Annotated in this window: 7 protein-coding genes; 2 read left to right on the top strand and 5 right to left on the bottom strand. The window is 67.6% G+C overall.

All coding sequences use genetic code 11. The features are described from left to right. From Q8P46_06060 to argE, 5 genes are all read right to left on the bottom strand, one after another. Positions 1-92, bottom strand: a 92-nt coding sequence (locus Q8P46_06060; GenBank protein ID MDP2619726.1) for a short-chain dehydrogenase, incomplete at its 3' end; no start/stop codon positions are given. Positions 93-132: 40 nt separating this feature from the next. Continuing rightward, positions 133-567 carry a host attachment family protein gene (locus Q8P46_06055; GenBank protein ID MDP2619725.1) on the bottom strand — a complete coding sequence of 145 codons (435 nt, stop codon included), beginning with the start codon at positions 565-567 and terminating at the stop codon, positions 133-135. 71 nt (positions 568-638) lie between these two features. Continuing rightward, positions 639-1,607 carry a hypothetical protein gene (locus Q8P46_06050; GenBank protein MDP2619724.1) on the bottom strand — a complete coding sequence of 323 codons (969 nt, stop codon included), beginning with the start codon at positions 1,605-1,607 and terminating at the stop codon, positions 639-641. A 133-nt stretch (positions 1,608-1,740) separates the two neighbouring features. Continuing rightward, the gene (locus tag Q8P46_06045; protein ID MDP2619723.1) at positions 1,741-2,901 is read right to left on the bottom strand and encodes a sulfotransferase; all 1,161 of its coding nucleotides are present in this window, start codon (positions 2,899-2,901) and stop codon (positions 1,741-1,743) included. Between the two features lie 335 nt (positions 2,902-3,236). Next, entirely contained in the window at positions 3,237-4,397 is a 1,161-nt protein-coding gene (gene argE / locus Q8P46_06040) for an acetylornithine deacetylase (protein ID MDP2619722.1), read from the bottom strand. A gap of 207 nt (positions 4,398-4,604) precedes the next feature. On the opposite strand from argE, the gene Q8P46_06035 reads away from it, so the two are divergent. After that, positions 4,605-5,939 (top strand): efflux RND transporter periplasmic adaptor subunit, encoded by a 1,335-nt coding sequence (locus Q8P46_06035; GenBank protein MDP2619721.1) that lies wholly within the window; start codon positions 4,605-4,607, stop codon positions 5,937-5,939. Further along, positions 5,936-9,310: an efflux RND transporter permease subunit gene (locus Q8P46_06030; protein MDP2619720.1), complete on the top strand. Its 3,375-nt coding sequence runs from the start codon at positions 5,936-5,938 to the stop codon at positions 9,308-9,310. The genes Q8P46_06035 and Q8P46_06030 overlap by 4 nt, the downstream gene beginning before the upstream one ends. Positions 9,311-9,326 lie beyond the last annotated feature (16 nt).

Here is a 9,326-nt window from a genome sequence, read left to right as displayed (position 1 = left end):
AAGACCCGCCAGCCGCGCTGGCTGAGCGCGCGGGCGCAATACTCGCCGATGCCGGACGAGCAACCGGTGATCAGGATCGACCTTTGGCTCATGTGCGCTGGTTAGCCCGGCCCAAGCGCAAAGAAAAGCATTCTAAGCATCGGCCAGGATCTTCTGCATCTCCTCGATCGGATGGTTGGTCAGGTCCTTGGCGATTTCGGCGACAAGGCAATCGCGAGCTTGCTTGCGCAGATGGGTGCGAAGCTCGGCCAGCACCTTGGGCGGGGCGACGACGATCAGATGCTCGAATGCCTTGGCCATCGCCGCCTCGTTGATGTCGCGGGCGACTTCGGTTGCGAACTTGTCCTCGGCGATCTGGTGCCAGTCGGTCTGGCCCATGGCGCTGCGGCCGGAGCCGGAGGTGGCAAAGGCGCGGCCGGGGCGCTGCTCGCCCTGCTCGCGGGTCGCCGGATTGTCCTGGACGCGTTCGCCGCGCACCCGCAGGTCGAGAATGTCCTCGTCGCCCTGATTGTGCAGGAACAGCACCTTCTTGCCGTCGGCGACGACGACCCAAGTTCCATGCTTCATCGCCGGCCTCCTTTTTCCTTCGGGCCATGACCATCGAAGACCCGCCAGCCACCCGCGCGCAATGACCTTCGTCAAACGACCTGCTGACCGGGGGCGCGTGTCCAGGCGAGCGCCTTGTCCTGAAGATCGCGGAACTTTTCCGACGCACGGCTGAGCCGCGCGTCCCACACCGGGTCCGGCGTTTGGCCCTCGATCACCTTGAAATAGACCTGCATCAGGCAGGCGATGGCGAAGGGCTCGATCAGGGCCGCCTTGAAGCTCCAGGCAAAGATCAGCGCCAGGACGAAGCCCCAGCCCGACCAGTTCCCGGGCAGCACGTAGAGCAGGGCGCCGGCCGGCGCGATCATGACGAGGAAGATCAGGAAGGCGAACAGATACATGAACACGGCGAGCCACACCGCGTTCTTGAGCAGCGTCGTGCTGTTCTGGGCGTAGAGGATCAGCGCATCCTTCGAGGTTGCCCAGGGATTGTCGGAGCGCACGCGGATATTGTGAGCGAGGATGACCTCGTCGACATAGGTGACGGCGATGCGGATCACCGTGTTGACGAAACGCACCAGGCCTTGGATCGCGGGGATCGGCAGGAAATTGGCGACGAAATTGATCAGCCCGGTGATCACCCGCAGCACGCCCTTGACGAGCTGGTCGAGGACGAACAGCACATTGGCTTCCACGAAGCGCTCCCTGACGACGCCGGCGGCATAGTCGAGCTGCGAGCGGCCGTTGGGAATGGGGCGGCCGTCGAGCACCTCGACCAGCACCGCGATATGGCCGGCCTTGACCATGTAGAGGATGTATTCGCGCACCCAATATAGCGCGACGGAAACCGCGGCAAAGCCGATGAAGCCGCCCCAGAAGGTGGTGGACGCCTGAAAGTCGGCATCGCCCAGCGCGCCGACGCCATGGCCGAAACCGGCGCCGGTGCCGGTGACCAGGACGTAGGCGAACGTGATGCCGAAAAAAACCGCCATCCGCAACAGGATGAAAGGCAGCGTCGCGACGAGCGCGGAAAAGGATTTGCCGATGTCGAAGTCCCACATGCGCGGTTTCCTCCCAAGATCGCCGCACCCCCCAGGACCGCTCAAGGGCTGGCGCCAGGGGCTGCCTTGCGCGGGCGCCAGAGCCTATGACCGAAGCCGGGCGCCGGCAAGCGCGGCGACGCGGCCGCGGCCCTCAGCGCACCTTCTCGCCATAGCCGAAGCGTTCGATATAGCCCGCCCACCGCTCCAGGATTTCCCGGCGCAAAGCCTCCGGCACCTCGAAGACGTTGGGCTGGTAGTCCTTGCGGCTTTCAAGATAGGCGTCGATACCCGGTTCGGCGCGGGCGAAATCGCCGAGGTTCAATTTCGCGTAGATGTCCTTCATAACCCGCTTCGGGTCGGCGACCAGGTCCTCGAAGGCGATCTCGACGAGGTGGCCCGGCGGGATCAGGCCCTTGTCGGCCTCGTAGGCCCGGTAGACCCGCTCGAAGACCGAGAGTACGAATTCCCGCAGCCATGGCTCGTCGCCCACCGGGTTGTGCAGCCCCTGCACCGAGGCAAGCGCCTTCCATAGCCGCAAGCCGGAGGGCACGATGGCCAGCGGATGGCGCGAGATGTGGACGAAGCGCGCTTCGGGAAACAGCCTGATCAGCGTCCTGATCCGCGCCGTGTGCGCCGGGGACTTCAGCACGAGGCGCTTTTTCTGCTTGTAATACAAGCGCTTCATGAACCACAACAGGCCCCGTTCCCAGTCTCGCTTTGCCTCGGCACCGAGACCCGAAAGGTCGAGATAGTCCATGTCGCGGGGTCCGTGGCGCGGCCAGGCGAGCGTGACATAGGGTGAGCCGAGGCCGAGATTGACAAGCGCGAACTCCTCCTCCTGCGGCCGGTCGACGCCCACGGGCACCCGGTCCATGGGCCGGGTCTTGGGCAGGAAAATGTTGAACCAGCCCCGTACCAGGCCGCCCGTCAGCAGGAAATGGCCCGGAAAGAAGCACTGATAGGTTGTCGGGTAGCCATGGGCCGGATCGCAGGCCAGAAGCTCGTGCAGAAGGGTGGTGCCCGCGCGCCAATGGCCGATGACGAAGATCGGCGCGGGCTCGATGACGCAGCGCTCCGCGCGGCGGCCGAACAGCGCCTCGGACAGGTAATAGAGTGCCGAATTGACCGGCGCCCAGAGGCTGACGGTGACGATGCTCGGCAGGCAGTTGACGGTGACATCGAAGCGGCCGCGCCTGAGCAGTCCTATCCAGGTCGAAAGCCCCATGCCGTGCCAGAAATAGAGCATCCAGCCGCCTTCGCGCTGGAGCTTGAACGGCCCGCGGAATTTCTTCTTCCCGTTTTCCTTGTTCATGTGTCCGCGCGGTCCCCGGCCTTCCCGAGCCATGAGGTCTTCCGCATCCGCCCCGAATTGTCAAAGAGCAAGAGCCGCTTCCCTCCTCTGGTCATCCCGGCCGCGGCGAAGCGGAGAGCCGGGATAATTTTCGGGGGCGATTGGCGGAAAACCGCGAAAGAACGAGTTCGGTTTCGGGAATCACGGTAAACGGGAGGTGAAGACGGGACGCGCCTTCACCCCCACCCGGCTTCGCGTAAGGCGCAGGCTTTGCCCGCGCCCACGCTTCGCATCCCCCCCCGTCAGAGGGGAGGGGGAGTAAAGCAAAGCGCCATTGGCCGCGTGCGCCATCGGCCTCAGCGGGCCGTCTCGATGAGCCGGCGGAGGAACCGGGTGCAGGCGGCAAGCTGGTCCTTTTCGATATATTCGTCCGGCCGGTGCGCCACTGCGATGTCGCCGGGGCCGCAGACCACCGTCGGGATGCCGGCGCGCCGGAACAACCCCGCCTCGGTGCCGTAGGAGACGGCCAATGTGTCATTGCGGTCGGTCAGCCGCAGGGCGAGCTTCTCGGCCGGCTCGTCGGTGCCCGGCGCCAGCGCCGGCACATTGACGCCGAGCCGGGTGCCGATGTCCGTTTCCTTGCTCACGGCCCTAAGCTTCGGCAGCACCGTCTCGCGGCCGAAGCGCTCGACCCGCTCCAGCACCGCTGCCGGGTCGACGCCCGGCAGTCCGCGCATCTCCCAGTGCAGCCGGCAGTGGCGCGGCACGATGTTGATCGCCGTGCCGCCGGAGATGCAGCCCACCTCGATCGACGAATGGGGCGGCGTGAAGCGGCCCGACGGATCGCCCGCCACGATCAGCTCGTCGCGGATGCGGGCGATCTCGCCGATGATCTCGGCGGTGGCGAAGATGGCGTTGGCGCCGAGATGGGTCATGCTCGAATGGGCCTCGAAGCCGGTCACCTCGGTGACGAATTCCTGAATGCTCTTATGGGCGTTGACCACCTGCATCATGGTCGGCTCGCCGACGATGGCGAGCCGCGGCTTCGGCAGCCCCGCGCCCATGGCCTCGAGCATCGGCCTGACCCCGCCGCAGCCGATCTCCTCGTCATAGGAGAAGGCAAGATGGATTGGGGTCGCGAGCCTGGCCGCGACCATCTCCGGCACCAGCGACAGGACGCAGGCGAGAAAGCCCTTCATGTCGGCACTGCCGCGGCCATGGAGCCGGCCATCGCGGGCGCTCAGCGTAAACGGGTCGGTTTGCCACGCCTGCGCGTCGGCCGGCACCACGTCGGTGTGCCCGGACAGCGCGATGCCGCCGGGCTCGCGCGGCCCCACGGTCGCGTAAAGGTTGGCCTTGGTCGCGTCCTCGTTGGGGATCAGCTCGCTGTCGACCCCGTGACCGCGCAAATAGGCGCGCACGAAATCGATAAGGGCGAGGTTCGATTTCGCGCTCGTGGTGTCGAAACCGACGAGCCTGGCCAGCAGTTCCTCGGGGGTCGTGGGGACGGCTGCCATGAATTTCCTTCCGCTGCGGCGCGCATCCTATCCACTCCCCGGCGCGGACGAAAGCGCGGCGTGGCCGGGCCGCCGCCGCCCCTGCCGATACGAATTGATACAATGCCTTGCTGGCATTGCGGTCGCGCGGACACTAAATTGCCCCAGGGGGCTGGAAGACATCGCGCAACAGGCGCAAGGCACGCGCAAATACGGCATGGTTCGACAGTGAAGCCGCTCGACATCAAGAATTTCGACACCGCCAAGCCCGCCGAACGGCGCCCTTCCGTCGCGCGCCGGCAGCTTGTCGGGGGCTTGCGCGCCATCGCCCAGGCGGCGCTCGCGCTCGCCGTCCTCGGGACAGGCTTCTTCGCCTATCAGGCGCTGCTCGCCAACAAGGAGACGGTCTCTCAGCGCCCGGCCCGCGAGCAGGTCTTCGCGGTGCGCACCGTGCAGGCCGCCTATTCGACGCATGTTCCGACGCTCCGCCTTTACGGCGAGGCGGTGGCCGGCCGGCAGGTCGAGCTGAGGGTACTGGCGCCGGGCGAGGTCGTCGGCGTCGGCGAAAACTTTCGCGACGGCAGCCTGGTCAAGCAGGGCGAGATGCTGCTCGAGATCGACAAGTTCGCCTATCAGGGCGCGCTCGTCGAGGCGCGGGCCAATCTGCGCGAGGCGGAGGCCCGCCTTGCGGAGAGCGCCGCCCGCGTCAAGCTCGAAGAGGACGGGCTCGCCCGCGCCGAGGAGCAGCTGACGCTCGCCCGCCGCGACCTCGACCGCGCCGTGGAGCTCGTCAGGGGCGGGGCGCTGTCGGAAAAGACCGTCGACGACCGCAAGCTCGTGGTCAGCCAGCGCGAGCAGGCGGTCGAGCAGCACCGCAACACACTCGCCGTCGAAGAAGCCAGGGCCGACCAGCAGCGCGCCGGTATCGCGCGGCTCGAATGGCGGGTCAGCGAGGCGGAGCGGCATCTGGCCAACACCACGCTCGCCGCCCCGTTCGACGCCCATGTGCGGGGGGTCTCCGCCGCGCTCGGCCGGGTGATGAACGCCAACGACGTAGCAGCCACGCTGATCGGTGCGGACGAGATCGAGGTCAGGCTGTCCCTGACCGACAACCAGTATGGCCGCATCGTCGCCGAGGCCGGCGCGGTGATCGGCCGCCCGGTCGAGGTGGTGTGGAACCTCGGCAGCGTGTCTTCCCGCTATGCCGGCCGCATCGAGCGGGTCGCCGCCGAGATCAAGCCGGAAAGCGGCGGCGTCGCGGTGTTCGCCCGCATCGATGCCTCCGCCGGCGCGCCGGCGCTGCGGCCCGGCGCCTTCGTCGAGGTGCTGGTCCCCGACCGCGCCTATCCGGACGCCGTCCGCCTGCCGGAAACGGCGCTCTATGGCGCGGACACCGTCTATGTGGTTGCCGACGACGGCCGGCTTAAGCGCCGCGAGGTCGAGCTTCTCGGCCGCGATGGCGGCGACGTCTTCGTCACCGGTGCGTTGAAGCCCGGAGAGCGCGTCGTTGCCTCGCGCATTTCGGAGATCGGCGAAGGGCTCAAGGTCGAGGAGCAACCATGAGGCCGGCGCCGCGCGGCTCCGGGTTCATCGCCCGCTTCGTGCGTCACCCAAACGCGGCCAATCTGTTGATGATCCTGCTGGTTCTCGGCGGCGTCTTCTCCATGACGCGCCTGCAAACGCAGTTCATGCCCACCGTCGATATTCCGAACATCACCATTCGCATTTCCTGGCCCGGCGCCAGCGCCGAGGATGTCGAGGCGAATATCCTCGAGGCCGTTGAGCCGCAGGTGCGCTTCCTCGACGGGGTCAAGGACGTAACCTCCTATGGACGCGAGGGCTCGGCCACGGTGCGGCTCGAATTCGAGCCCAGGACCGACATGAAGCGGGCGCTGTCGGACGTCGAGACGGCGGTCGCCGCGATCACCACCCTGCCGGAGGATTCCGAAGAGCCGCGCATCGTCCAGGCGACCTGGTACGAGACCGTCGCCAAGCTCGCCATCTCCGGACCGTTCGGCGAAAGCGCGCTCAAGGTCTACGCCCAGCGCATCCGTGACGGCCTCCTGGCTGCCGGCATCGACCGGGTGACGCTCAACGGCGTGCGCGACGAGGAGATCTGGGTCGAGGTCGCCGGCGGCGATCTGCGCCGCCTCGACCTCACCCTCGGGGCCATCGCCGGCCGCATCGCCGAGACCAGCCGGGACCTGCCCGCCGGCACCGTTTCCGGCGTCGCGGAACGGCAGTTGCGCTCGCTCGCCGAGATCGAGCGACCGGAGGACTTCGCCGCCATCGACATTCGCGCCCTGCCGTCGGGCGAGCGCATCCGCCTCGGCGACATCGCCACGGTCGCGACCCATTTCGACCAGGACCAGGCGATGGGCTTCAGCGGCGGCCACAGGGCGATCGAGATCAACGTCCAGCGGACGGCCGGTGCCGACACGCTGGGCTCGGCGAGGATCCTCGACGGCTATCTCGAGCGTATCGCCCCGACCCTGCCGGCGAGCCTGAAGCTCGTCAAATACGACGTGCGCAGCGACAGCCTGCAGGAGCGCATCAACCTCCTCATCGACAACGGCGCCGGCGGGCTCCTGGTCGTCATCCTCATTCTGTTCCTGTTCCTCAATGCGCGCATCGCCATCTGGGTCGCGGCCGGCATCCCGGTCGCGGTGATGGCGACGCTGATGCTGATGTGGGCGACAGGCCAGAGCATCAACATGATCTCGCTGTTCGCGCTGATCCTGACGCTCGGCATCATCGTCGACGACGCCATCGTCGTCGGCGAGCATACGGCGACGCTTCATACCGCGGGCCTCGACGCCGCCGCGGCGGCGGAGGGCGGCGTCATGCGCATGCTGATGCCGGTCACCGCCGCCACCTTGACCACCCAGGTGGCGTTCCTGCCGCTGTTTCTCGTCCGCGACGTGATCGGCCAGATCATGCAGGCGCTGCCGCTGGTGGTCATCGCCGTGCTGACGGCAAGCCTGGTGGAGGCCTTTTTCGTGCTGCCGAGCCATTTGCGGATGAGCCTTGCCGCCGCCCGCCGAGGGCACCCGCGGCTGATCTCGCTCGACGGGGTCGCCGGCGGCCCCGCCACGGCCTTGATCATGCTCGGCCTGTGCGTCGCCCTGATCGCCGGGTTTGTGGTGGGCTTCACGCAGGTCGCCGCCGACGGCCCGGGCACGCTATTCGACCGCACGCTGATGCGCGCCTTGGACGGAACGGTCACCGGCTATGCGACGCTCATCGGCCTTGTCGCCTGCGCCGTGCTCGCTTTCATGATCCTGATCATCCTGTTCGAGGGCTTGGGCCTGCGCGGCGCCTTCGACCGGGCCTTCGGCCGGTTCCGCGAGGGGCCGGTGCGCTGGCTGGCGGAAAAATCGTTCCGCTGGCGTTACCTCACCGTGGCGAGCGCCATCGCGCTCCTTGCCGTCTCCCTCGGCCTGTTCAATGGCGGGCTGGTGAAGTTTCAGTTCTTCCCCTCGCCGGAGGCGGAAAATATCGAGGCGACCGTCGTCTTCGGCGCCGGTACGCCGGAGGCGCAGACCGCCGCCGCGCTCAAGCGCATCGAGGACACGCTCGGCGAGGTCGAGCGCCAACTCACCGACGGCAAGGGCGGCCTCATCGTCAACATCTTCGCCACTCTGGGCCGGGCAGGGCGGACCAGCGACGAGAACGTCGCCCGCATCAACGTGCAGCTTACCCGGTCTGAAGACCGCAGTGCGCGCACCCGCGAAATCACCGCCGCCTGGAACCGCGCCGTCCCGCGCATCCCCGGCGTCGAGCGGGTCACCGTCTCGGGCCGCTTCGGCGGCCCGCCCGGACGCGACCTCGACATCCGCCTCTCCGGCGGCGAGCCCACCGTGCTCAAAGAGGCGGCGCTCGCCGTGCACGACCTGATCGGCCGCTATCCGGGCGTCTCGGGCATCGCCGACGATTTGCCCTACGGCAAGCGCGAGCTGGTGCTCGAACTGACGCAGCGCGGGGCCGCCCTCGGCTTCACCGTGGAGAGCGTCGGCACCCAGCTTCGCAACGGCTTCGAGGGCGCCATCGCCAAGCGGTTTGCCCGCGGCGAGGAGGTGATCACCGTGCGGGTGCTCTATGACGAAGAAAGCCGCGGGCTGGCGGGACTGCGCGACCTCTATCTGACGAGCCCGGCCGGCGAGGCGGTGCCGCTCAGCGAGATCGTCCGCATCCGCGAGAAGGCCGGCTTCTCGGTCATCCAGCACCGCCAGGGCAAGCGCACCGTCGCGGTGACCGCCGACGTCGATCCGGAGGCGACGGCCAATGTCGAGCTGGTCGAGGCGCTCGATTCAGGGCCGCTCGCCGAGATCGCCCGGCAATTCGGGGTGCAATACGCCTTTTCCGGCCGCGAGGAGGAGCGCACCAAGTCCTTCGCCGATCTCAGGCTCGGCGTCGGCATCGCGCTCGGTCTGATCTACCTGATCCTCGCCTGGGTGTTCGCCAGCTATTCCCGCCCGCTGGTGGTGATGGCGATGATCCCGTTCGGAGTCGTCGGCGCCGTCTTCGGCCACTGGGCAATGGGCTTCGATTTGTCGATCACCAGCTTCATGGCGCTGCTCGGCCTTGCCGGCATCCTGGTCACCGATTCGATCATCCTGGTCAGCCGGCTGGAGGAGCGGCTCGCCGACGGCGAGACGCTGGAACGGGCCTCCGTCGGCGCGGCGCAGGACCGGCTCAGGGCCGTGCTCCTGACCTCGCTCACCACCATCGGCGGGCTGATGCCGATGATGTTCGAGACCAACCAGCAGGCCCAGTTCCTGCTGCCCATGGTAGTGACCATCGTCTACGGGCTTTCCGTCGCCACGCTTCTGGTGCTGTTCCTGGTGCCCGCCGTGCTCGGCATCGGCGAGGACATCCGCGCGGGCTTCCGCGCCATCGTCGGGCGGCAGCCCGCCCCCGGCGCGGCGGAGTGAGCGGCGAGACAAGGGT

Source organism: Hyphomicrobiales bacterium, assembly GCA_030688605.1.
In the GTDB taxonomy this organism is placed as follows: Bacteria; Pseudomonadota; Alphaproteobacteria; order Rhizobiales; family NORP267; genus JAUYJB01.
The sequence above is the reverse complement of the archived record's forward strand: the minus strand, read 5'-3'. Positions and strand labels throughout refer to the sequence as shown.